Below are 21,663 nucleotides of genomic sequence, written 5' to 3'. Positions count from 1 at the left end.
GGAGCGATGGACACACCTGATGAAGATAAACCTGCCAGAGATACCCCATTAGATAAGGGTGATTCTGGAGGATTCAAGCTTAGCGGGGTTGATTCAGGTCAGCGTGGCGCCAGCCAGATCAATGAGGCGAAGCGCCCGCCTTGCGGGGTGCGCCGGTAAGAATAGAAGCGTGGGTCGCTGACGGTGCAGAAACCACCGCCATACACGGCCTGTACGCCGCGTGCAGCGAGGCGCAGGCGCGCCAGCTTATAGATGTCGGCCATCAGCTTATCGGCACGTACACCGGGGACGAAGGCTTGGGCAGTTTCCGGATGAACGGTCGTGAACGCATCGCGCACCTCCAGCCCAACCTCGAAGGCTTGCGGGCCAATTGCCGGGCCCAGCCATACCAATACCTCTTCCGGCGGCACAGCCAAACGGTCGAGGGTGGCTTCGATTACGCCGTTGGCCAAGCCGCGCCAGCCAGCATGAGCCGCCGCAACGCGAGTGCCGGCACGGTCGCAAAACAGCAATGGCAGGCAATCAGCGGTCATCACCGTACAGGCGATACCGGGCGTGGCGGTCCAACTGGCGTCGGCTTCGGCGATAACCGCCGGGTTGGCATCGGCCACTACCACACCATGCACCTGCTTGAGCCAGGCGGGCTGGATGTTGAACTCGGCTGTCAGGCGGCGGCGGTTCTCGGCGACCGCAGCGGGCTCATCACCCACGTGGTCACCAAGGTTGAAGCTTTCATAGGGCGGCAGGCTGACCCCGCCCTCTCGGGTGGTGACGCACGCGCGCACCGAGGCTGGCGCAGGCCAGTCCGGGGTCAGCAGCGCATGCGTCAGCTCACTCATCCGACGAACGCCTCACGGTCTTGCTTGAGCAGCGACAGCAGCCAGACAAAATCGTCCGGCAGCGACGACTCCCAGCCCATGCGCTCGCCGGTCACTGGGTGATCCAGCTCCAGGAAACGCGCATGCAGGGCCTGACGCGGGAAGGTCTTGAGCGCTTCGACCATGGTCTGGCTGGCTGCCGGTGGAATACGGAAGCGACCACCGTAGACCGGATCGCCGACCAGCGGGAAGTTCACATGGGCCATGTGCACGCGAATCTGGTGGGTACGCCCGGTTTCCAGCTTGACCCGCACATGCGTGTGCGAACGGAAACGCTCCAGCACGCGGTAGTGGCTGACCGCTGGCTTACCGCCCTCGGTGACCGCCATGCGCTGGCGCTGGCCACCGTGACGACCGATCGGCGCGTTGATCTTGCCGCCTGCCGTGACCACACCGATCACGATGCATTCATAGATGCGGCTGACGCTGCGGCTCTGCAACTGGGCAACCAGCTGGGTTTGCGCCTGGATGGTCTTGGCCACCACCATCAGACCAGTGGTGTCTTTGTCCAGCCGATGGACGATACCGGCACGCGGTACGTTGATGATGTCCGGCACGTGGTGCAGCAAGGCGTTGAGCAGGGTACCGTCGGCGTGACCGGCAGCCGGGTGCACGACAAGCCCGGCCGGCTTGTTGATCACCAGGATGTGGTCGTCTTCGTAGACGATATCCAGTTCGATATCCTGGGCCACCCACTCGCCCTGGGCTTCCTGCTCGGCCTCAAGGGCCAGCAGCGAGCCGCCATGGACGATATCGCGTGGACGCAGGACCGCGCCATCGACCGTCAGGCGCCCCTCCTTGATCCAGGTGGAAAGGCGCGAGCGCGAGTGCTCAGCGAACAATTGGGCGGCGACTTGGTCGAGGCGTTGCCCGCCCAATTCGGACGGCACCTCTGCGCTAAGTTGAATGATCTCGGACATGCTCGAATCAGCGGGCGGCACAGCCTTTGGTTTCGGCTGCACGCTTGTGGTTAAATACGACGTCTTTTGCCCCGCAAGTTTCATCGGGGTGCTCATCATAACAGGACGGCCACGCCCAAGACAGCGGCCGTCATAGGGACGCAAGCCGCCATGCAAGTGAAACACCTGCTGCTGATCGCCATCCTCGGACTGACCGCTGCTTGTTCTTCGAAGGAAGTCGTCGACGAAAACCTGAGCGAAGCCGAGCTGTACCAGCAGGCGCAGGCCGATCTGGACAACCATAGCTATACCAGCGCCACCAGCAAGCTCAAAGCGCTGGAATCGCGCTATCCGTTTGGTCGCTATGCCGATCAGGCACAGCTTGAGCTGATCTACGCGAACTACAAGAACGCCGAACCTGAAGCCGCCAAGTCGGCCGCCGAGCGTTTCATTCGTTTGCACCCTCAGCACCCGAACGTCGACTACGCCTACTACCTCAAGGGCTTGACCTCTTTCGACCAGGACCGTGGCCTGCTGGCGCGTTTCCTGCCGCTGGACATGACCAAGCGTGACCCGGGCGCTGCCCGCGACTCGTACAACGAGTTCGCCCAGCTGACCAGCCGCTTCCCTAACAGCCGTTACTCGCCAGACGCCAAACAGCGCATGATCTACCTGCGCAACCTGTTGGCGTCCTACGAGATCCACGTTGCCGACTATTACCTGAGCCGTCAGGCCTATGTCGCTGCGGCTAACCGTGGCCGTTATGTGGTAGAGAACTTCCAGGAAACCCCATCGGTCGGCGACGGCCTGGCGGTGATGACCGAGGCCTACATGCGCCTGCACCTGGACGAACTGGCGGCTACCAGCCTGGAAACCCTGAAACTCAACTACCCGGATCACCCGAGCCTGGTCGATGGTCAGTTCCAGCCTAAGCAGGATGAAGCCGACAACCGTTCGTGGCTGTCCAAGGCCACCCTGGGCCTGATCGAAACCGAAACGCCGCTGCCGCCGGGCGAAACCCGCGCCAACCAGGACGTGATCAAGCAGTACGAAGACGCCAAGGAAGCGATTCCGGCCGAACTACTGCCTAAAGACGGTGATGCCGTCGAAGAAGAGGAACACGAAGCGGAAGGCAACAACGACGACCGCTCCTGGTTCAGCTACATGACCTTTGGCGTGTTCGACTGATTACAACTGCAACAGATAAAGGGAGGCCCAGGCCTCCCTTTTTTTATGCCTGAGCCCTAGAATTGGAGCTCTACACTGACAAAGCTGGACACCATGGTTCGCCTACTTTTCTGGATCGCCCTGATTGCCGCTGCTTTCTGGCTGTGGCGCAAGTTCAAGGCCAGCAACGCAGCCTCCCCCGATAACAGCCTGGAAGACCCGTTGAAGATGGTGCGTTGCGCCCATTGCGGCGTGCACCTGCCCAATGACCGCGCCCTGCACCGGGGTAGCCAGTGGTATTGCAGCCAGGCGCACCTGGAACAAGGGCCTGGCGACAAACGCTGAGCGCTGGTTGGAGCGGGCTTGCCCCGCGATGCGATGTGACAGACAGATCGCAATCGCGGGGCAAGCCCGCTCCTACAGGCGTATCTATGCCTTCTCGAGTCGGCCTGCTGGCGCGTAGGGCTGCGGGTCGATGATTGGCTCTCGGCCCAGCAACAGGTCGGCAAACAACTGGCAGGAGGCCGGCGCCAGCACCAGGCCGTTGCGATAGTGCCCGCAGTTCAGCCACAAGCCTTGCCAGCCCGGCACTTCGCCGATGTACGGAATACCTTCAGGCGAGCCGGGGCGCAAACCAGCCCAATGCCCAACCGGCGTGGCGTTAGCCAGGGCCGGAAGCAGTTCGATGGCCGAAGCCTTGAGGCTCTCCAGCGCCTCTGCAGTCGGGGTTTTGTCGTAGCCGGCATGTTCCAGGGTACTGCCCACCAAAATATGCCCGTCACGCCGCGGGATGGCGTAACGCCCTTTGGCCAGCACCATGCTCGGCAGGAAATCTTCCGCGCACTTATACAGAATCATCTGCCCTTTCACCGGCTCAACCGGCAACTCCAGGCCCAGTGGACGCAGCAGGTCACCACTCCAGGCGCCAGCCGTCAGCACTACGTGGTCACCTTCAATGACCCCATCAGTGGTTTCGACACCGGTAATTCGCTCGCCCTGACGGCTGAAGCCGCTAATCTCACAGTGTTCGCGAATACTGACGTTCGGCATTACCTGCAAGGCTGCCTTGAGCGATTTGACCAAGCGCGGGTTACGCACATTGGCCACGCCCGCCATGTAGATGGCCCGCTGGAAGCCTGGGCCGATCACCGGCACGGCGTCATAAGCGGCAGCGATATCCACTGCGCTCAGTGGGCGCCCTTCCCGCTCGGCCCAGGCCAGGGCCTCGGCCTCATCGTCCAGATCCAGCCAGTACAGGCCGGTGGTATGCACTTCGGGGTCAACGCCGGTGCTGGCAAAAAGACGCTCACCCAGCTGTGGATAAAAGTCCTGCGACCAGTGCGCCAGCGCAGTCACCGCCGGGCTATAGCGCCAAGGATAGAGCGGTGAAACGATGCCGCCGCCAGCCCAGGACGACTCCTGCCCCAGCTCACCGCGATCACACAGCACCACCTGCTCGACCTCGGCGGCCAGGTTAAACGCCGTCAGCAGGCCGATTACGCCACCGCCGACTATTACTACTTGCTTGGTCATCTATCGATCCAACTTCTAAAGTAAATCGCGAAAGGCTTCAGCCACCCCAGCAACCATCAGTGAAATCCCCGGGACTGCCGGGATTGCCGCGCACGCCCGCCTGGTCAAGCGCATAGTCACCACAGACGTCGGCCATCATCAGGCCACCGGGCAGGCGTCGTGCCAACAGGGTGAATGACGTCGTGTCGCGCACCGCCTGCAAGCGGTAATGAGCGGTGCCAGCGGTCAAAGGCAACACCAGTTCGTCCGTGTCGCTGTACTGGCCCGCACGCGTGTAGTGGCGTTCAAGTTGCTGGGCAGTGGTTAGCAGCACACCAACGACTTCTGTGCGCGCCGCTTTTCGGACCTGGTCGCGGTAACTGGGGAAAGCAATGCTCGCCAGAATGCCGACCACAGCGATGACAATCAACAGTTCGATCAGGCTCAATCCTTTCTGCTTCTTCATGAGTTCAATCCTCAGTACCGCTGTCGCCAGAGAATACGCCGCGCCGGTGCTGGTTGTGGCCCAACCGGCTGGGCAAGCACACTCTCCAAGACACTACGGCCGGTGCCGCTTCGCCCGACCACAGTGACGCGATAGAGATTGACCTCCTGCCCCTGCGGCATATTTCTGGCCTGGCTGCTCTGCCCCAAAGGCTGAATGAGATAAAAGCCGCTGTCAGTTGCCTGCCAAAGCAAACCGGAACTGGCCCCTTTGCCTGAATAGACACCGCTGTGGATAACGAACCCGGCTTCCGGCGGCGGCAGGCAAAACCCGCAGCGCGGTAAACCCTGAACCGGCGCTTTCGCCTCTACCTGCTGTAGCAACTGCTGCGCCTGCTCGAACGCCTGCAGGCTGCTCAGCAGGTTACGCGTCATGCGTTCCTGCTGGGTCGCACTGCCCATCGCTGACATCCCCAGCAGCCCCAGCAACAGGACCAAGGTCAGGCTCACCAGCAATACCAGGCCGCGCTGCAAACCCCTGGCGCACAGCGTCATGAGCCAAATACCGGGTTACCCAGAGCGATGCTCATTCGGTAAGTCTGTGGCCTGACCCGTTGCTGCGGGTCGATCATGGTCAATTCCAGGCGCACAGCGGCGATGGCCAGATTGCTGTCCCTGAGCAGCTCGATCTGTAGATCACCAACGCCCTCGACCAATACACCATTGGCCGCAGCGCTACGCAGATGCAGTTCATTGGCGACCAGGCGATAGTGCTGGCGGCGCAGGGGCACGGCAAACTGTCCCGGTCCAGGCGCCATCACACCAGCATGCACGCTGGCCTGCGTCTGGCAATCGGTCACCAGGGTCCAGTCAGGTTCGCCAGTGGTGTGGGCGACATCGGCACTGATCAGGCTTAAGCGCTGTAAACGCCCATCCACACCACGCATTAGCCGCAGCGGCTGCGCAAAGGCCTCGCGAGCCGAGGGATCGTGAAAAACCATGGCATCGTCGCGCAAGCAGCCGAACATTGCGCTCATGCGAATGCTCTGGGCCAGGCGCTGCAAGGCCTGACGGGCATCCTCCTGCATATGTGCCGAGGCTGCTTGTGCCTGCCAGGACTGACTCGCTGCAACAAACAGGCGGGTGGCACCCAGTAACAACAGCAACCCCAGGCTCAGGGCCAGCAGCACCTCCAGCAGGCTGAAACCCATTTGTCTGCTCATGGCCGCTGCGCCTCATCGTTCAGCGCTGCGCCAGCACGGTTCAGCTCAAGCGTGCCGTATTCAACATAAGCCGACTGAGTGGTGTGCAACGCGCTTTCAGTCGTCTGCAGTGCCCTTACTTGCAAGCCAGCGGCCGCAAACAGTCCCAACCCCAGCACCGTCATTGCCACCAACACTTCAATCAACGTCATACCTTGTTGTTGCCCGCCATCCATGGCCAACCTCCCGCGACTTTTCAACAACCCTTTGCCAATCCGGCTGACTGGACGCCAGCGTCACGCGCTTCGAATCTATAGCGAAGCACTTCCAGGGAGGAATGCACGGTGAAGCAACAGGGCGTAACACTGATCCAGCTATTGCTCGCTTTGGCCCTGCTGGGGCTGCTGACACAGCTGGGTATTCCGGCCTACAACAACATGAGTGCCGGGCTACAGCGGCAGGCTGTGGCCAATGATCTGGCGCAGGCACTGCGTAGCGCGCGCAGCGAAGCACTGGCGCGCAATAGCACAGTGCGCCTGGAGGCACTGGAATCAGATTGGAGCAAAGGCTGGAGGATGCTGCTGGATGAGCACGACAGCGCGGAACTATTGCTTGAACGGCGCAACAACGGAAGAACGGTGATCGTTGGCAATCGACCGGTGGCCCGCCAAGTACGCTTCAGTGGCCTGGGTGTAGCGGTGCTGGAATCGGGTGGGTTTCAGGCCGGGACGTTGTATGTTTGCCAACGTCCCGAAGCACTGAGTCAGTACCGGGTGGTGCTGTCACGCAGCGGACGGGTCAGCCTGCGTGACGACTTGATCGAACAGCCGCTGTGCGCGGCTGCCGGGTCAGGTCAGTGAACGAACGCGCAATTCCTTGGGCATTGAGAAGGTGATGTTCTCTTCACGGCCATCGAGCTCTTCAGCGCCGGTAGCACCCCAGGCTCTGAGCTGCTCGATCACCCCGCGCACCAACACTTCCGGTGCCGAAGCACCTGCGGTGATACCGATGCGCTCGACACCGTCGAACCAGCTTTTCTGCAGGTCTTCGGCACCGTCGATCAGGTAGGCAGGGGTCGACATGCGCTCGGCCAGTTCGCGCAGGCGGTTGGAGTTGGAGCTGTTTGGGCTGCCGACAACCAGGACCACATCGCACTCGTTGGCCAATTGCTTGACCGCATCCTGACGGTTCTGGGTGGCATAGCAGATGTCATCTTTGCGCGGCCCGCCGATATTCGGGAAGCGCTTACGCAGAGCATCGATGACGCGGCTGGTGTCATCCATCGACAGGGTGGTCTGGGTAACGAACGCCAGTTTGTCCGGGTCATTGACCTGCAGCGTGGCGACATCGTCTTCGTCTTCGACCAGATAGATCGCGCCGCCATTGCTGGCGTCGTACTGACCCATGGTGCCTTCGACTTCCGGGTGGCCTTCGTGGCCGATCAGGATGCATTCGCGACCGTCGCGGCTGTAGCGCGCGACTTCGATATGCACCTTGGTCACCAGCGGGCAGGTGGCATCGAAGACCTTCAAGCCACGCCCGGCGGCTTCCTGGCGGACCGCCTGGGAAACGCCGTGGGCGCTGAAGATAACGATGACGTTATCCGGCACCTGATCCAGTTCTTCGACAAAAATGGCACCGCGGGCGCGCAGGTCTTCGACCACGAACTTGTTGTGCACCACTTCGTGACGCACATAGATCGGCGGGCCGAACACTTCCAGGGCGCGGTTGACGATCTCGATCGCCCGATCCACGCCCGCGCAGAAGCCACGGGGGTTGGCGAGTTTGATTTGCATGCTCGGCTCCAGGCTCAAAGCGCCGTGACTTCGAGGATTTGTACCTCGAAGCTCAGGGTCTTGCCGGCCAGTGGATGATTGAAATCGATGGTCACCTGGGCATCGTCAAAGGCCTTGACCACACCGGGCAGCTCGGCATTGGCAGCGTCGTTGAAGATCACCAGCAGACCTTCGGAAAGCTCCATGTCGTTGAACTGCGAGCGTGGCATAACCTGCACGTTTTGCGGATTGGGCTGACCGAAGGCGTTTTCCGGTGCGACGGTGACGGTGCGCTTGTCGCCGGCCTTGAAGCCGAAGATCGCCGCTTCAAAACCAGGCAGCAGGTTACCGTCGCCCACTTTGAACACCGCTGGCGCCTTGTCGAAGGTGCTATCGACGGTATCGCCGTTTTCCAGATGCAGCGCGAAGTGCAATTTGACTTCGGTGTTCTGGCCGATTCGGGTCTCAGTCATGGACGGGTTCTCCGGACTTCTTACTCTTGAACATATCCAGCGCCAGCATCACCGCACCGACGGTAATGGCACTGTCGGCGACGTTGAAGGCCGGGAAATACCAGCGGTTCTGCCAATGGACGAGGATAAAGTCGACCACATGGCCAAGCACAATGCGGTCATACAGGTTACCCAGCGCACCGCCCAGCACCAATGCCAGCGCCACCGCCAGCCAGGTCTCGTTGCGCCCCAGGCGCTTGAGCCAGACCACCAGTACAGCGCTGACCACCAGGGCGATCAGGGCAAACAACCAGCGCTGCCAACCGGAACTGTCGGCCAGGAAGCTGAAGGCTGCACCGGTGTTATAGGCCAGGGTCCAGCTGAAATAGTCAGGAATGACCACGATCTGCTGGTACAGGCTCAGTGTGCTCTCGAAGTAGAACTTGCTGGCCTGGTCAAGGACCAGGACCAGCAGGCTCAGCCAGAGCCAGCCAAGGCGCCCGAAGCGCCCTGCGGCAGGGTTAGGCATAGTGGCGCACCTCGCCTTTACCGCTGATGTTGTCAGCGCAACGGGCGCAGATTTCCGGATGCTCTGGGTTAGCCCCGACGTCAGCCCGGAAGTGCCAGCAACGGCCGCACTTGGCATGACCGGACTTGACCACTTTGAGCTTCAAGCCCGGGACTTCGGTTTCAACGGTATCGGCCGGTGCTTGAACAAACGGCGCAACGCTTGCCGCCGAGGTGATCAGCACGAAGCGCAGCTCATCGCCAAGCTTGGCCAGATCGGCGCTCAGGCCTTCGTCGGCAAACAGCGTGACTTCGGCTTGCAGGTTGCCACCGATGGCCTTGGCCGAACGCTGGTTCTCCAGTTCTTTGTTGACTGCGGTTTTCGCAGCCATGACGCGGTCCCAGTAGGCGCGACCCAGTTCGAAGCCTTCCGGCAGCTCGGTCAGACCCTGGTACCAGGTGTTGAGCATGACCGACTCGTTGCGCTCGCCCGGCAGGTACTGCCACAGCTCGTCAGCGGTGAACGCCAGGATCGGCGCGATCCAGCGCACCAGCGCTTCGCTGATGTGGTACAGCGCGGTCTGGCAGGAACGGCGGGCAACACTGTTGGCACCAGTGGTGTACTGACGGTCCTTGATGATGTCCAGATAGAAGCCACCCAGCTCCTGCACGCAGAAGTTGTGGATCTTCGAGTAGACGTTCCAGAAGCGGTATTCGCCGTAGTGCTCTTCCAGCTCACGCTGCAGCAGCAGGGTACGGTCGACGGCCCAACGGTCCAGCGCCAGCATGTCTTCGGCCGGCAGCAGATCGCGCGCCGGGTCGAAGCCGGACAGGTTGGAGAGCAGGAAGCGCGCAGTGTTGCGGATACGCCGGTAGGCGTCGGCGCTGCGCTGCAAGATCTGCTCGGAAACCGCCATTTCACCGGAGTAGTCGGTGGCCGAAACCCACAGGCGCAGAATGTCGGCGCCGAGGGTGTCGTTGACCTTCTGCGGCTCGATGGTGTTACCCAGCGACTTGGACATTTTGCGGCCGTTTTCGTCAACGGTGAAACCGTGCGTCAGCAGTTCGCGGTACGGCGCATGGTTGTCGATGGCGCAGCCGGTCAGCAGCGAGGAATGGAACCAGCCGCGGTGCTGGTCGGAACCTTCCAGGTACAGGTCGGCACGCGGGCCGGTTTCGTGGCCGATGCTGTGCGAGCCACGCAGTACGTGCCAGTGCGTAGTACCGGAGTCGAACCAGACGTCGAGGGTGTCGGCGATCTTGTCGTACTGAGCGGCTTCTTCACCGATCAGTTCGGCGGCGTCGAGCTTGAACCAGGCTTCGATACCTTCTTTCTCGACGCGCTTGGCCACTTCTTCCATCAGCTCGACGGTGCGCGGGTGCAGCTCGCCGGTTTGCTTGTTGAGGAAGAACGGAATCGGCACACCCCAGTTACGCTGACGCGAGATGCACCAGTCTGGGCGGTTGGCGATCATCGAATGCAGGCGCGCCTGGCCCCAGGCCGGCACGAACTTGGTTTCTTCGATGGCTTTGACCGCACGCTTGCGCAGGGTGTCGCCGTTGTCTGGCTGCTTGTCCATACCGACAAACCACTGCGCGGTAGCGCGGTAGATCAACGGGGTTTTGTGACGCCAGCAGTGCATGTAGCTGTGGCTGATGGTTTCGGTGTGCATCAGCGCACCGACTTCCGAGAGCTTGTCGACGATCGCCGGGTTGGCTTTCCAGATGAACTGGCCGCCAAAGAATTCCAGCGACGGAACGTAGACGCCGTTGCTTTGTACCGGGGTCAGGATCTCGTCATTGACCATGCCATAGCGCTTGCAGGTGACGAAGTCGTCTTCACCGTACGCCGGGGCGGAGTGAACCACACCGGTACCGGCACCCAGCTCTACGTAGTCAGCCAGGTACACCGGCGACAGGCGATCGTAGAACGGATGACGGAAGTTGATCAGCTCCAGGGCCGAACCCGCAGCGGTAGCAACGACCGAACCTTCCAGCGCGTAACGCTTGAGGCAAGACTCGACCAGCTCTTCAGCCAGCACCAGCAGTTTGTCGCCAACATCGACCAGCGCGTATTTGAACTCTGGATGAACGTTCAACGCCTGGTTAGCCGGGATGGTCCACGGGGTGGTGGTCCAGATCACGATCGCCGCCGGCTTGGCCAGCTCAGCCAGGCCGAAGGCGTTGGCCAGTTTGTCCTGGTCGACAACCGGGAAGGCGACGTCGATGGTCTGCGATTTCTTGTCGGCGTATTCAACCTCGGCTTCAGCCAGGGCCGAACCGCAATCGAAACACCAGTTGACCGGCTTGAGGCCCTTGAACACGAATCCGTGCTTGACCATCTCGGCCAGGGCGCGGATTTCGCCGGCCTCGTTGGCAAAGTTCATGGTCTTGTATGGGTTGTCCCAATCACCCAGTACACCCAGGCGGATGAACTCGGTTTTCTGGCCTTCGATCTGCTCGGCGGCGTAGGCGCGGCACAGCTCGCGGGTCTGGTCGGCAGTCAGGTGCTTGCCGTGGGTGACTTCCACCTTGTGCTCGATCGGCAGACCGTGGCAGTCCCAGCCCGGGACGTACGGGGCGTCGAAACCGGAGAGGGTCTTGGAACGGACAATCATGTCCTTGAGAATCTTGTTCAGCGCATGACCGATGTGAATCTTGCCGTTGGCATAAGGCGGGCCGTCGTGCAGCACGAACTTCGGACGATCCTTGCCAATTTCACGCAGCTTCTGGTACAGGCCAATGCTGTCCCAGCGCTGCAGAATCTGCGGTTCGCGCTGTGGCAGGCCGGCCTTCATTGGGAAGGCGGTGTCCGGAAGGTTTAGCGTGGCTTTATAGTCGGTCATTTCAGGCTCTTCGTTAGCGGTTGAGCGTGCCAATGGGCACGTGCGGCGGCGATATCCGCATCGATCGCCGACTTCAGCGCCTCCAGGGAGGCGAAACGCTGCTCGTCGCGCAGCTTGTGGTGGAACTCCACCGTCAGACGCCGGCCATAAAGATCGCCGGCAAAATCCAGGATATGCACTTCCAGGTGGGCACGGCCATCACCGGAAACGGTTGGCCGTACGCCGATGTTGGCGACGCCTGGCCAGGCTTTGCCATCAAGTTCGACGCTGACCAGATAGACGCCGGTCAGCGGCACACGATGGCGCTTGAGTTGTATGTTGGCTGTCGGCGTCCCGAGCTGGCGAGCCAGCTTCTGCCCATGCAGCACGCGGCCGCTGATCTGGTACGGGCGCCCGAGCAGGCGTTCAGCCAGCGCGAAATCAGCCTTGGCCAGGGCATTACGCACCTGTGTGCTGCTGATGCGCAGGCCTTCCTGCTCGACGGTTTGCGCGGCTTCTACGGTGAAGCCCTGGCTCAGCCCGGCTTGCTGGAGAAACTCGAAGTCACCGACCCGATCACAGCCAAAACGGAAATCATCACCGACTTCCAGGTGTTTGACACCCAGACCATCGACCAGAATGGTGTCGACGAACTCGGCGGCGCTGAGTTTGCTCAGGCGCTGATTGAACGCCAGACACAACACCCGGTCTACGCCTTCGGCGGCCAGCAGCGCGACTTTGTCACGCAGGCGGGCCAGGCGGGCCGGCGCGGTGTCCGGAGCAAAGTACTCGCGCGGTTGCGGCTCGAAAATCACCACGCAGCTGGGCACGCCCAGCGCTACCGCACGCTCACGCAGGCGCGCCAGGATTGCCTGGTGGCCACGGTGAACACCGTCGAAGTTGCCAATGGTGGCGACACAGCCCCGGTGCTGGGGGCGTAGGTTGTGAAGGCCTCGAACCAGCTGCATAACGCGCTTCTTGCTCATAAAGTGGTCGATTATAACCACACCCGGGCGCTGGCGACAGGCAGCAGCGTCACCCCGAGGTGTGGAATAGATAAAACCGACGTCTGGCCATGTTCGCGGCTCAATGCAATGCCTTGCGCGCGAAGTCGCGCGGGCGGAAACCGAACACAAACAGACTGCCGAAATAAGTCAGTACACCGGCCAGAATCAGCACGCCCAGGCGCAGGAAACGCTCAAGCATCTGCCCTTCTACCCAGGCCGGCATGTAATGCATCCCTACCAGCAATACCGCCGACATCAACACCACGGCCAGCACCAGCTTGCTCAGGAATTTGCCCCAGCCCGGTTGCGGCTGGAACAGTTGCTGCTGACGCAGCTTCCAGTACAACAGGCCGGCATTCAAGCAGGCGCCGAGGCTGATGGCCAGTGCCAAGCCCGCGTGTTGCAGGTGGGTAATGAACATCAGGTTGAACAGCTGGGTGCAGACCAGGGTAAAGATGGCGATTTTAACCGGAGTACGAATGTTCTGCTGCGCATAGAAGCCAGGTGCCAGCACCTTGACCAGAATGATTGCCAGCAGGCCGACCGAATAGGCGATCAACGCACGCTGGGTCATGGCGGCATCGAATGCCGAGAACTTGCCGTACTGAAACAGCGCCACGGTCAACGGTTCAGCCAGGATCGCCATCGCCAGAGTGCACGGTAGCACCAGCAGGAAACACAGGCGCAGGCCCCAGTCGAGAATCCGCGAGTACTCCTGACGGTCGCGGTTGGCGTAGGTCTTGGCCAGGGTCGGCAGCAAAATGGTGCCAAGGGCTACACCAAGCACCCCGGAAGGCAACTCCATCAGGCGGTCGGCGTAGTACATCCAGGACACCGAACCTGCGACCAGGAACGAGGCAAAGATAGTGTTGATGATCAACGAGATCTGGCTCACCGACACCCCGAGGATGGCCGGCAACATCTGCTTGAGCACCCGCCAGACGCCGGTATCGCGCAGATTCAGGCGCGGCAGTACCAGCATGCCGATTTTTTTCAGGTGCGGCAGTTGGTACAACAGCTGTGCCAGGCCACCTGCCAGCACACCCCAGGCCAACGCCATGATCGGCGGATCGAAGTACGGCGTGAGGAACAGGGTGAAGGCGATCATCGCCACGTTGAGCAAGGTCGGGACAAAGGCGGGTACCGAAAAGCGGTTCCAGGTATTGAGGATCGCCCCGGCCAGCGACGACAGCGAGATCAGCAATATATAAGGAAAGGTCACCCGCAGCAGGTCAGTGGTGAGCTGAAATTTTTCGCTGTTGTCGACAAAGCCCGGCGCCGTGACCCACACCACCCAGGGCGCCGCCAGTATGCCGAGCGCGGTGACCAGTGCCAGCACCAGGGTCAGCAGACCACTGACGTAGGCAACGAAGGTACGCGTCGCTTCCTCGCCCTGCTGAGTTTTGTACTCGGCCAGAATGGGTACGAAAGCCTGGGAAAACGCGCCTTCGGCGAATATCCGGCGCAGCAGGTTGGGCAGTTTGAAGGCAATGAAGAAGGCGTCGGTTGCCACACCGGCACCGAACACCCGCGCCAGGATAGTGTCGCGGACAAAGCCCAATACCCGGGAAATCATGGTGATGGAGCTGACGGCGGCCAGGGATTTCAGAAGATTCATTGAAAGATTTTTACGCCTTAAGATAAAGGGCTGTGCCGGAAAGCGCTCAGTTGTGCGATACTCCGCGCCGCAACGCAAGCAGAGCAAAAACTCCCGAGTTTACAGGTCGTACCGCAGAAGGGAATCACTCCCTTCTCAGGAACAACCACTCAGCGGATCCATGCAAGTGCCCTTGACAACCGATTAACTCATCGGCATGATTCGCGGCCTATTTTGTTTGCTATTTACCAAGTCTTTCGAGGAGCTCGACGGTGGCCAACTCACCTTCCGCCAAAAAACGTGCAAAACAGGCTGAGAAGCGTCGCAGCCACAACGCCAGCCTGCGTTCCATGGTTCGCACCTACATCAAGAATGTAGTTAAAGCCATCGACGCAAAAGACGCCGAAAAAGCGCAAGCTGCTTACATCCTGGCTGTGCCAGTTATCGACCGTATGGCCGATAAAGGCATCATCCACAAGAACAAGGCTGCTCGCCATAAAGGCCGTCTGAATGGCCACATCAAGGCGCTGAAAGAAGCTGCAGCTGCCTAAGCGACACGCTTGTTAAAAAACCGACCCTAGGGTCGGTTTTTTATTGCCTGCGATTTGTCTTCGCGGGGCAAGCCCGCTCCTACAGGAGGAAATCCTGTAGGAGCGGGCTTGCCCCGCGATAGATTACTTACCAATCTGAATCTTCGGCGCCCACTGCAGCCATTCATCTTCAGCCTTATCGAACAAGGCGAACGTCTGCTGCGGCCGAGCCGGATTGCCCATCTTCTCGCCATCTGGCGTCGCGAAGGCAATACCACCCTCGATCAGGGTTTCCAACGACTCGGTACGCACCGTAGCGCCCTTGAACAAGCCAAAGTCAAAGCCGAAGCCACTGCTGTTCCAGAAGCGGCTGCCACCACGCACCAGCGCGGCATAGCGCGGCTCGATCAGGATATGAATGAGCACCCGGTCTGCAGTCTGCCCCAACTCGAATCCAGTGACCTTGCCAACCGGAATCTCGCGATAGGTCACCGGCACACCTGGCTTGATCGACCCACGCCGCGGCGCACTTAGTACCAATGCCAACCCCGGCTCACGCGCCGAGAAGTCTGGCGCCTGCGCCAAGGCGGTGAACACCCGTTGAGGTCCCAGATTCTTCGCTGCAGGCTGTACTTCCAGATACTGCCCGGTCACCAAGGTTTCCAGGTTCGCGGTCTTAACGATACCCAAGGCCGGCTTGACCACCCAGAACTGCGTACCTTCGCGCGCAATACGCTCTGGCACTTCAGTAATACGCGCCTTGAGCACAACTGCCTGCAGGTCATCGGTCAGATCGACCTGCTCGACCTTGCCGACATCAAGGCCTTTGAAGCGCACCGGGGTGCCGACCTTGAGACCGTCCGCACGCTCCACTCGAATGGTTACCGTGGTGCCACTGCGGTTTGCCGACTCCTGGTTTTCATGCAAGCGGAAACTTGGAATACGGCGCTTGAGCGGTACATTCGGGGTTGGCGTATCAAACGCGATACCACCGGCCATCAGACTCTGCAGCGATTCGCTCTTGATCTGGATACCCGACAATCCACCGGTAAGGGTGATACCGCTGGCATTCCAGAAGCGCGTCGAACCGTTTACCAGGTTGGCATACTCCTTCTCGATGTGCACACCGATCAGCAGGCGCTTACTCTTTTTCGAGAACTGGTAGCTCTGCACGGTACCGACCTTGACCTGACGGTAGAGCACTGGACTACCCACCTCCAGCGAACCGAGGTTGTCACTGAACAGCACCAGGTGCAGCCCCGGCGCTTTCAGATCGAGCGGCGGAGCCTTCTCTCGCGCTTCGAACTCGCGCTGCGGAGTGGCACCCTTGTCACCCGGACGGATAGCAATGTAATTACCCTTTACCAAGGCTTCCAAGCCAGTGATCCCGGCCAGGGAGATCGACGGCTTAACCACCCAGAACTGAGTGCCATCCACCAGGTAATCTTCTGCCAGAGGGTCCAGCGTCAATTCAGCTACGGCGCTGGTCAGGTCAGCGTCGACTTTCAGGGTTTTCAGCGAGCCGACCTGGATGCCTTTGTACATCACCGGCGTACGTCCGGCCTGCAGGCCTTCAAAATCGCTCAGTTTGACCTTGACCTTAATACCCGCCTGCGCTGCATCGAAGTCCTCGAACAAGCGGAACGGCAGGCTAGGATCCGTCGGCGGGCTGTCCTTGCGGTGCTCTGGTGTGGCAAAGGCAATACCGCCGGCGACGATGCTGGCCAGCGACTCACTGCGCACTTTCACCCCGGACAGACCGGCGTCGATACTGATGCCGCTGGCGTTCCAGAAGCGCGTGTGTTTGCGCACCAGGTTGCTGTAGGCCGGTTCGATAAAGACTTTGATCTCTACCGTGCCCTGGTCTTCTGCAAGGCGATAGCTCTTCACCCGCCCTACCTGAATCTGTTTATAAAACACCGGACTGTCACGGTTGAGCGAACCTAACCGATCGGCTTTGAGGGTCAGGTGCAAACCAGGCTCGCTATCAGACAGCGGCGGCGCCTCATCCAACGCTTTGAAACGCTTGGTCGGCTCCCCCGTTCCAGGGCTCACGGCAATGTAGTTACCTGACACCAGCGTCTCCAGCCCGGTGATACCGGCCAGACTGACACTCGGTTTCACCAGCCAGAAGCGTGTGCCGGTATTGAGGTGAGGCTCTGCTTCCTTGTTCATCTCGATGGTCGCGATGACACCCGTCTTGCTGCCACTGGCATCAAGTATCAACTCCTTGACCTTACCCACCGACATGCCTTTGAAGACTACTTCGGTCTTGTTGGCAACGATGCCTTCACCGCTTTCAAAGCGAACCTGGATGTTCACGCCTGAGTCTCTGTAGGCCTGCCAGCCGAGCCAGCCCCCTATGACCAGGGCAATCAGGGGCAAAATCCATATAGCCGACCAGTTAGACGCTGGGCGGGTTCTAGCCGTAGGCAAATCACTCATGGTCGTCATCCGACTCCGTGTTATCCCAAATCAGTCGGGGATCGAAAGTTACTGCAGCGAGCATCGTCAAAATCACCACACTGGCGAAGGCGACGGCGCCCAGATTGGCTTCGACACTGGCGATCCTGCCGAAATTCACCACCGCCACCAGGATGGCGATCACGAAGATGTCCAGCATCGACCAGCGTCCGATGAATTCAATGAAGCGGTACATCAAAATCCGTTGCCGGGCAGACAACGGCTGGTGCCGTTGCACCGAGTAGAGCAGCAGCCCGATACCGACCAATTTGAAGGTAGGCACCAGAATACTGGCGATGAACACCACCGCCGCAATGGGCAACATGCCGTGCTTCATCAAGGTGATAACGCCAGACATGATGGTGTCTGGGCTGCCCTGCCCCAGCGCACTGACCGTCATGATCGGTAGCACGTTGGCGGGGATGTACAAAATGGCCGACGTGAGCAGCAGCGCCCAGGTCCGCGTCAGGCTGTTTGGCCGCCGCGCATGTACCTTTGCGCCACAACGGCTGCAGGTCTGCGAGTCAGTTTCTGGCTCCTGGCGATTCAGCTCATGACATTCGCCACAAATCAGAATCCCGGCATCAATCGCACGCATGCAGGTCTTCCCCCGATAAAGCACTCCAGATCTGGTGGGGCGACATCACCACCTCCAGCCATACCTGCACCAGTAACAGGCTGATAAAACAGACCAGACCCAGGCCGAGACTTAGCTCCGCCAGGTCAACCAGCTTGACCATGGCAACCAGCACGCCCATGAAATAAACCTCGAGCATGCCCCAATCACGCAAGTGGTGATAAATCCGATAAAGCAACAAACCGTAACTGCGCCCGATATTCAGGCGAATGCTCAGTAGTACCGCCAACTGACACAACAGCTTGAGCAGAGGAATGGCCATACTGCAGAGAAATACCACCACCGCCACTTCGGTCATACCGGTGTTGTACAAGCCAACCACGCCGGTCCATACAGTGTCGTCTGAACTTTGACCAAGCAGATGCAGTTGCATGATGGGAAGGAAGTTTGCCGGGACGTAGAGCAGCAAGGCGGCTATCACCAATGCCAGGCTGCGCTGGACGACGTTATGCCGATGGGCATAGAGCTCATAGCCGCAGCGTGGGCAGTGTGCTTTTTCATCCAGCTTGAGCACTGGCTTGCGCATCAGCAGGTCACATTCGTGACACCCCACCAGCTGATCCAGGGGTAAGTCGGCAAGCTGATGTGAATCGACAGGGTCGGACATAGCGAACTTCTGAGTTTACATAAGAGCGCTATTCTAACTGATTGATTATTTCTCTGTGTTTCATGACTGAAACATAGCAAGAGCGTTACTAGCGCGGGAAAGACAAAACCCCTACCTGCGTACGCAGATAGGGGTTTCGGAATTTAATCTTGACGATGACCTACTCTCACATGGGGAAACCCCACACTACCATCGGCGATGCATCGTTTCACTGCTGAGTTCGGGATGGGATCAGGTGGTTCCAATGCTCTATGGTCGTCAAGAAATTCTGTTGCCAGAAGGTCTTGTTAGACACTCCAGCGAATTGGGTATGTGACTTTGTGGTTTTGCAAACTTTCGGTGACTTTCGTCTTCACCACCACAATCTGCGTTGCAGATTGCTTGGGTGTTATATGGTCAAGCCTCACGGGCAATTAGTATTGGTTAGCTCAACGCCTCACAGCGCTTACACACCCAACCTATCAACGTCGTAGTCTTCGACGGCCCTTCAGGGAACTCAAGGTTCCAGTGAGATCTCATCTTGAGGCAAGTTTCCCGCTTAGATGCTTTCAGCGGTTATCTCTCCCGAACATAGCTACCCGGCAATGCCACTGGCGTGACAACCGGAACACCAGAGGTTCGTCCACTCCGGTCCTCTCGTACTAGGAGCAGCCCCTCTCAAATCTCAAACGTCCACGGCAGATAGGGACCGAACTGTCTCACGACGTTCTAAACCCAGCTCGCGTACCACTTTAAATGGCGAACAGCCATACCCTTGGGACCGGCTTCAGCCCCAGGATGTGATGAGCCGACATCGAGGTGCCAAACACCGCCGTCGATATGAACTCTTGGGCGGTATCAGCCTGTTATCCCCGGAGTACCTTTTATCCGTTGAGCGATGGCCCTTCCATACAGAACCACCGGATCACTAAGACCTACTTTCGTACCTGCTCGACGTGTCTGTCTCGCAGTCAAGCGCGCTTTTGCCTTTATACTCTACGACCGATTTCCGACCGGTCTGAGCGCACCTTCGTACTCCTCCGTTACTCTTTAGGAGGAGACCGCCCCAGTCAAACTACCCACCATACACTGTCCTCGATCCGGATAACGGACCTGAGTTAGAACCTCAAAGTTGCCAGGGTGGTATTTCAAGGATGGCTCCACGCGAACTGGCGTCCACGCTTCAAAGCCTCCCACCTATCCTACACAAGCAAATTCAAAGTCCAGTGCAAAGCTATAGTAAAGGTTCACGGGGTCTTTCCGTCTAGCCGCGGATACACTGCATCTTCACAGCGATTTCAATTTCACTGAGTCTCGGGTGGAGACAGCGCCGCCATCGTTACGCCATTCGTGCAGGTCGGAACTTACCCGACAAGGAATTTCGCTACCTTAGGACCGTTATAGTTACGGCCGCCGTTTACCGGGGCTTCGATCAAGAGCTTCGCGTTAGCTAACCCCATCAATTAACCTTCCGGCACCGGGCAGGCGTCACACCCTATACGTCCACTTTCGTGTTTGCAGAGTGCTGTGTTTTTAATAAACAGTCGCAGCGGCCTGGTATCTTCGACCGGCATGGGCTTACGGAGCAAGTCCTTCACCCTCACCGGCGCACCTTCTCCCGAAGTTACGGTGCCATTTTGCCTAGTTCCTTCACCCGAGTTCTCTCAAGCGCCTTGGTATTCTCTACCCAACCACCTGTGTCGGTTTGGGGTACGGTTCCTAGTTATCTGAAGCTTAGAAGCTTTTCTTGGAAGCATGGCATCAACCACTTCGTCGCCTAAAGGCAACTCGTCATCAGCTCTCGGCCTTAAGATCCCGGATTTACCTAAGATCTCAGCCTACCACCTTAAACTTGGACAACCAACGCCAAGCTGGCCTAGCCTTCTCCGTCCCTCCATCGCAATAACTAGAAGTACAGGAATATTAACCTGTTTTCCATCGACTACGCTTTTCAGCCTCGCCTTAGGGACCGACTAACCCTGCGTCGATTAACGTTGCGCAGGAAACCTTGGTCTTTCGGCGTGGGAGTTTTTCACTCCCATTGTCGTTACTCATGTCAGCATTCGCACTTCTGATACCTCCAGCAAGCTTCTCAACTCACCTTCACAGGCTTACAGAACGCTCCTCTACCGCGTCACCTAAGTGACACCCGTAGCTTCGGTGCATGGTTTGAGCCCCGTTACATCTTCCGCGCAGGCCGACTCGACTAGTGAGCTATTACGCTTTCTTTAAAGGGTGGCTGCTTCTAAGCCAACCTCCTAGCTGTCTAAGCCTTCCCACATCGTTTCCCACTTAACCATGACTTTGGGACCTTAGCTGACGGTCTGGGTTGTTTCCCTTTTCACGACGGACGTTAGCACCCGCCGTGTGTCTCCCATGCTCGGCACTTGTAGGTATTCGGAGTTTGCATCGGTTTGGTAAGTCGGGATGACCCCCTAGCCGAAACAGTGCTCTACCCCCTACAGTGATACATGAGGCGCTACCTAAATAGCTTTCGAGGAGAACCAGCTATCTCCGAGCTTGATTAGCCTTTCACTCCGATCCACAGGTCATCCGCTAACTTTTCAACGGTAGTCGGTTCGGTCCTCCAGTCAGTGTTACCTAACCTTCAACCTGCCCATGGATAGATCGCCCGGTTTCGGGTCTATACCCAGCGACTAAACGCCCTATTAAGACTCGCTTTCGCTACGCCTCCCCTATTCGGTTAAGCTCGCCACTGAATATAAGTCGCTGACCCATTATACAAAAGGTACGCAGTCACCTAACAAAGTAGGCTCCCACTGCTTGTACGCATACGGTTTCAGGTTCTATTTCACTCCCCTCTCCGGGGTTCTTTTCGCCTTTCCCTCACGGTACTGGTTCACTATCGGTCAGTCAGTAGTATTTAGCCTTGGAGGATGGTCCCCCCATATTCAGACAAAGTTTCTCGTGCTCCGTCCTACTCGATTTCATGACTAAGAGATTTTCGCGTACAGGGCTATCACCCACTATGGCCGCACTTTCCAGAGCGTTCCGCTAATCTCAAAGCCACTTAAGGGCTAGTCCCCGTTCGCTCGCCACTACTAAGGGAATCTCGGTTGATTTCTTTTCCTCAGGGTACTTAGATGTTTCAGTTCCCCTGGTTCGCCTCTTGCACCTATGTATTCAGTACAAGATACTCAGCTTATGCTGAGTGGGTTCCC

The 21,663-nt window shown here is 59.0% G+C and carries 20 protein-coding genes and 2 rRNA genes (1 of these 22 only partly in view); 4 read left to right on the top strand and 18 right to left on the bottom strand.

Features of this window, described 5'->3' with window-relative positions; all coding sequences use genetic code 11:
- Positions 1-98: 98 nt before the first annotated feature.
- Both pgeF and rluD read right to left on the bottom strand, forming a co-directional pair.
- Positions 99-839 carry a peptidoglycan editing factor PgeF gene (gene pgeF / locus ACVWSC_RS04345; RefSeq protein ID WP_442112205.1) on the bottom strand — a complete coding sequence of 247 codons (741 nt, stop codon included), beginning with the start codon at positions 837-839 and terminating at the stop codon, positions 99-101.
- The gene (gene rluD / locus ACVWSC_RS04340) at positions 836-1,798 is read right to left on the bottom strand and encodes a 23S rRNA pseudouridine(1911/1915/1917) synthase RluD (protein ID WP_038606900.1); all 963 of its coding nucleotides are present in this window, start codon (positions 1,796-1,798) and stop codon (positions 836-838) included. Before rluD ends, pgeF begins: the two co-directional genes overlap by 4 nt.
- 150 nt (positions 1,799-1,948) lie before the next feature.
- Between rluD and ACVWSC_RS04335 the strand changes: the two genes are divergently transcribed.
- Together ACVWSC_RS04335 and ACVWSC_RS04330 are read left to right on the top strand one after the other, a co-directional pair.
- Positions 1,949-2,965: an outer membrane protein assembly factor BamD gene (locus ACVWSC_RS04335; protein WP_442112204.1), complete on the top strand. Its 1,017-nt coding sequence runs from the start codon at positions 1,949-1,951 to the stop codon at positions 2,963-2,965.
- Between the two features lie 93 nt (positions 2,966-3,058).
- On the top strand, positions 3,059-3,289 hold the full coding sequence (locus tag ACVWSC_RS04330; RefSeq protein ID WP_442112203.1) for a PP0621 family protein: 231 nt from the start codon (positions 3,059-3,061) through the stop codon (positions 3,287-3,289).
- Between the two features lie 84 nt (positions 3,290-3,373).
- Here ACVWSC_RS04330 and thiO read toward each other — a convergent pair whose 3' ends face one another.
- The 5 genes from thiO to ACVWSC_RS04305 are packed head-to-tail and all read right to left on the bottom strand — an operon-like array spanning position 3,374 to position 6,338.
- On the bottom strand, positions 3,374-4,477 hold the full coding sequence (thiO, locus tag ACVWSC_RS04325) for a glycine oxidase ThiO (RefSeq protein ID WP_442112202.1): 1,104 nt from the start codon (positions 4,475-4,477) through the stop codon (positions 3,374-3,376).
- Positions 4,478-4,514: 37 nt separating this feature from the next.
- The gene (locus tag ACVWSC_RS04320; protein ID WP_442112201.1) at positions 4,515-4,922 is read right to left on the bottom strand and encodes a type IV pilin protein; all 408 of its coding nucleotides are present in this window, start codon (positions 4,920-4,922) and stop codon (positions 4,515-4,517) included.
- Between the two features lie 11 nt (positions 4,923-4,933).
- Entirely contained in the window at positions 4,934-5,455 is a 522-nt protein-coding gene (locus tag ACVWSC_RS04315) for a pilus assembly PilX family protein (RefSeq protein ID WP_442112200.1), read from the bottom strand.
- The gene (locus ACVWSC_RS04310; protein WP_442112199.1) at positions 5,452-6,123 is read right to left on the bottom strand and encodes a hypothetical protein; all 672 of its coding nucleotides are present in this window, start codon (positions 6,121-6,123) and stop codon (positions 5,452-5,454) included. Before ACVWSC_RS04310 ends, ACVWSC_RS04315 begins: the two co-directional genes overlap by 4 nt.
- A complete protein-coding gene (locus tag ACVWSC_RS04305) occupies positions 6,120-6,338 on the bottom strand; it encodes a type IV pilus modification PilV family protein (protein WP_442112198.1) in 219 nt (72 codons plus the stop codon). The genes ACVWSC_RS04310 and ACVWSC_RS04305 overlap by 4 nt, the downstream gene beginning before the upstream one ends.
- Positions 6,339-6,446: 108 nt before the next feature.
- Between ACVWSC_RS04305 and ACVWSC_RS04300 the strand changes: the two genes are divergently transcribed.
- Positions 6,447-6,962: a GspH/FimT family protein gene (locus ACVWSC_RS04300; RefSeq protein ID WP_442112197.1), complete on the top strand. Its 516-nt coding sequence runs from the start codon at positions 6,447-6,449 to the stop codon at positions 6,960-6,962.
- Here ACVWSC_RS04300 and ispH read toward each other — a convergent pair.
- From ispH to murJ, 6 genes are all read right to left on the bottom strand, one after another.
- A complete protein-coding gene (gene ispH, locus ACVWSC_RS04295; protein WP_442112196.1) occupies positions 6,951-7,898 on the bottom strand; it encodes a 4-hydroxy-3-methylbut-2-enyl diphosphate reductase in 948 nt (315 codons plus the stop codon). The two genes, ACVWSC_RS04300 and ispH, sit on opposite strands and share 12 nt — an antisense overlap.
- A gap of 14 nt (positions 7,899-7,912) precedes the next feature.
- Entirely contained in the window at positions 7,913-8,350 is a 438-nt protein-coding gene (gene fkpB, locus ACVWSC_RS04290) for an FKBP-type peptidyl-prolyl cis-trans isomerase (protein WP_442112195.1), read from the bottom strand.
- Positions 8,343-8,858, bottom strand: coding sequence for a signal peptidase II (gene lspA / locus ACVWSC_RS04285; protein WP_442112194.1), 516 nt, complete (start codon positions 8,856-8,858; stop codon positions 8,343-8,345). Before lspA ends, fkpB begins: the two co-directional genes overlap by 8 nt.
- On the bottom strand, positions 8,851-11,682 hold the full coding sequence (ileS, locus tag ACVWSC_RS04280) for an isoleucine--tRNA ligase (protein WP_442112193.1): 2,832 nt from the start codon (positions 11,680-11,682) through the stop codon (positions 8,851-8,853). The genes lspA and ileS overlap by 8 nt, the downstream gene beginning before the upstream one ends.
- Positions 11,679-12,629: a bifunctional riboflavin kinase/FAD synthetase gene (ribF, locus tag ACVWSC_RS04275; protein ID WP_442112192.1), complete on the bottom strand. Its 951-nt coding sequence runs from the start codon at positions 12,627-12,629 to the stop codon at positions 11,679-11,681. The genes ileS and ribF overlap by 4 nt, the downstream gene beginning before the upstream one ends.
- A gap of 118 nt (positions 12,630-12,747) precedes the next feature.
- Positions 12,748-14,286: a murein biosynthesis integral membrane protein MurJ gene (gene murJ, locus ACVWSC_RS04270; RefSeq protein WP_442112191.1), complete on the bottom strand. Its 1,539-nt coding sequence runs from the start codon at positions 14,284-14,286 to the stop codon at positions 12,748-12,750.
- A gap of 251 nt (positions 14,287-14,537) precedes the next feature.
- Here murJ and rpsT point away from each other — a divergent pair, with 251 nt between their 5' ends.
- Positions 14,538-14,816, top strand: a complete 279-nt coding sequence (gene rpsT / locus ACVWSC_RS04265) for a 30S ribosomal protein S20 (RefSeq protein WP_133216804.1) — start codon at positions 14,538-14,540, stop codon at positions 14,814-14,816.
- Positions 14,817-14,939: 123 nt separating this feature from the next.
- Here the strand turns inward: rpsT and ACVWSC_RS04260 are convergent, their stop codons facing one another.
- The 5 genes from ACVWSC_RS04260 to ACVWSC_RS04240 all read right to left on the bottom strand — a co-directional run.
- Positions 14,940-17,240, bottom strand: coding sequence for a PqiB family protein (locus ACVWSC_RS04260; protein ID WP_442112190.1), 2,301 nt, complete (start codon positions 17,238-17,240; stop codon positions 14,940-14,942).
- Positions 17,233-17,856, bottom strand: a complete 624-nt coding sequence (locus ACVWSC_RS04255) for a paraquat-inducible protein A (protein ID WP_442112189.1) — start codon at positions 17,854-17,856, stop codon at positions 17,233-17,235. The genes ACVWSC_RS04260 and ACVWSC_RS04255 overlap by 8 nt, the downstream gene beginning before the upstream one ends.
- Complete coding sequence (locus ACVWSC_RS04250; protein ID WP_442112188.1) at positions 17,843-18,502, bottom strand: paraquat-inducible protein A; 660 nt, start codon at positions 18,500-18,502, stop codon at positions 17,843-17,845. The genes ACVWSC_RS04255 and ACVWSC_RS04250 overlap by 14 nt, the downstream gene beginning before the upstream one ends.
- Positions 18,503-18,649: 147 nt before the next feature.
- Positions 18,650-18,765, bottom strand: a 5S ribosomal RNA gene (gene rrf / locus ACVWSC_RS04245).
- Between the two features lie 129 nt (positions 18,766-18,894).
- Positions 18,895-21,663, bottom strand: a 23S ribosomal RNA gene (locus tag ACVWSC_RS04240); it runs 122 nt beyond the window's last position.

The organism is Pseudomonas sp. NUPR-002 (genome assembly GCF_056322725.1).
This window is presented reverse-complemented; position numbering and strand designations above follow the sequence as displayed.